This is a genomic window from Arhodomonas sp. KWT (assembly GCF_010993615.1).
On record NZ_WNXE01000297.1, the window covers coordinates 1 to 2,455 of the forward strand.

A 2,455-nucleotide genomic window follows, 5' to 3' on the forward strand; every position below is an offset into this window, starting at 1 on the left:
TAGACCGGCGGTATGACGTACCGTCCGTCCCCGTCGATGAAGCCGTAACGGCCGCCGCTGGCCGCGTAGGCCAGGCCGTTGTCGGCGGGCAGCCCGAGGTCCGAGTAACGTCCCGGGATCTCCCGGCGTTCCCCCGAGGCGTCTACCCAGAACCCGTCCTCGCCATCGGTTCGGCTCACCATCGCCGTATCGCCGTGGAACACGCCGGCCTTGCCGTCAACGATGAGGGTGATCTCGCCGTTCGGATCGGCGTATTTCGTTTTCGTCACCCCGCCCTCGTGCACACGCCCTATGATGTGGGACGCAGCGGTCGGCCAGCGCCATTCGCCGTCCGGCAGGGTCGCGACGACGCTGCCCTCGGCATCGATGATCTCCGCTCCCTCGCCGCTTGAACGCAAAGCCCTTTGCGGATCGGCATGGAAAACACTGCCCGTGCCGGGTTCGAGCCCAATGGCCCATTCGTGGTCGTCACCGAGGTAGCCGACGGCGGGGCGACGCCGCAGCCTCAGCAAGTCGCCCATGACGGTGAACGTCGCCTCGTCGCCATCGAAAAGCACCTCCCCGGACGGACTCAGCAACTTGTGGACACCGGCCGGACCGTGTGCCCGGACCTCGACACTGCCGTTGTCGAGCACCGTCGCGGAAAGCAGACCTTCCGTATAGGGAACGATCGTCTCGCCGTCCGCGTCGACCAGCGCTCGGGGGATGTCCTCGAACGGGTCGCTCCCACGGCGCCGCTGAACGATCCACAGCTGGCCGTTGACCGGCTCAACCGCGGCATACGCCGGCGCCAGCACCCACTCGCCGGCCCTGTCGATCACACCGGTCTTCCCTTCCGGCGAGACCGCCGTGGCCTGACCGTCGTGAAAATCCCCCACGTCCTGGAACCGGGGTTTGGTGATCGGTTGCTGCGAGGTGAGGTCGTAGAGACTGAACAGCGCCTCCGCCGCGGCGCTCCTGCGATAACGCATGATTCCGGGGGCGACCACCGACATGCCGAAGCCGTTGGGTATGTCGAAGAGCTGCCCCGAGCGGTCCACGACCCGGGTCACGCCATCTCCGTACACAAGGGCATTGCCGTGGTGGAAATCATCGATATGCTCCTGCCCGGCGGCGAGGATGACCGAACCCTGCCCGTCGAGGATCCCGACGCCTTCGTCGGTGTGAAACGCGAAGCGCCGCCCACGCACGGGCCCGCGGATATCGAGCGACTCGACCTTTTGCCAGTCTTCGTGGAATTCGAGCTGGCCGTCGGACATCAACATGCCGGCACCGGGCCCGCAGTGGCAGTACCGGCTCTCGCTGATCAACGCAATCGCGGCCGGATTGTCCCCGGCCCCGCCCTCCGCCGTTTCCAGGGGCTCGATATGGTGGTTGCCGAGGCGTTTGCGCGTGGCCTCGTCGAGCAGGGGACGCCCGTGCGGATCGACGATCTGGATTAGCGCCTTGTCCCGGTCGCGGAACCACGTCCACGCGCCGTGACGCTCGGCGTAGGCGATCTGCCCGAACCAGTCGCGGCCGTCCTTGCTGTCCTCGCCGGTGAGATAGGTGCCGGATCCGAGAATCACGCCCGCCAGCGTCTCGCCGTCGAACACCACCAACAGGCCGGCGGAACGAACCGGTTTGGGAGTGAGCCCGGAGGCGAGCACGACCGGCTCGTCGAACGCCGGTCCGATGACCTTCGTGCTGTCGCCCCCCGAATCGACCAGGAAGGAACCCATTGCCCTGACGCGACTGTCAGCCTCCCCACCGAATTCGGCGATTCGTTCGCCCTGGAGATCGAAGACGGCATTACGGCCGTCAGGCCACGTAACGCGCCAGAAATCGCCCCTACGCCGCACGGCTGCGCCGTCCTTCCCCACAGCGCTGCCATCCTGGCGAATCAGTGCATCGCCCTCGGGACCGCCCGCAGCCAAGGCCGCCGCCCCGGACTCCGACGGCGCGCTGATATCCCTGTAATCCGGTTTGATCTGCCATTCCAGATCCCGGTCGATGAGTCCGTACCGGCGATCGCGGCGTGCGATGAACAGCCCCGCCGACCCGAACGGCTCGACCAGGGTGATCCCCTCGGGTACGGCGAGCGTCTCTCCATCGGCGTTCTCGTAGGTGGCTCCGTACTCGACCTCGACCCGCACGGGGGTACCGTCGCCGACACGGATTTGGTTCACATGATCGTGCAACTCGACGTTGAGGGCTGCCCCCGAACGGTCGATGAGCACCCACTCGCCGTCACGGACAGCGGCCGCGATACCGTTATCCCGGAAAGCCCGAACGTCCTCGAACTGTGGTTCGATGGCCCATTCGCCCCGGCGATCGATATAGCCCCACTGCTCGCCGTCGTAGGCGCCGGCCAGTCCGCCGTGGAAATCGGTGACATCCTCGAACCGCGGCGGGATTGCCAGTGCGCCCGCTGTATCGATGAATCCCCAGCGATACTCGGCGAAGCCGTCGACGG

1 protein-coding gene is annotated in these 2,455 nt (G+C 66.6%); it reads right to left on the reverse strand.

Annotated elements, in window-relative coordinates; translation table 11 throughout:
* Positions 1 to 2,455 (reverse strand): WG repeat-containing protein (locus G7A99_RS18085; RefSeq protein ID WP_163142788.1); only part of this gene is annotated, 2,455 nt, incomplete at both ends.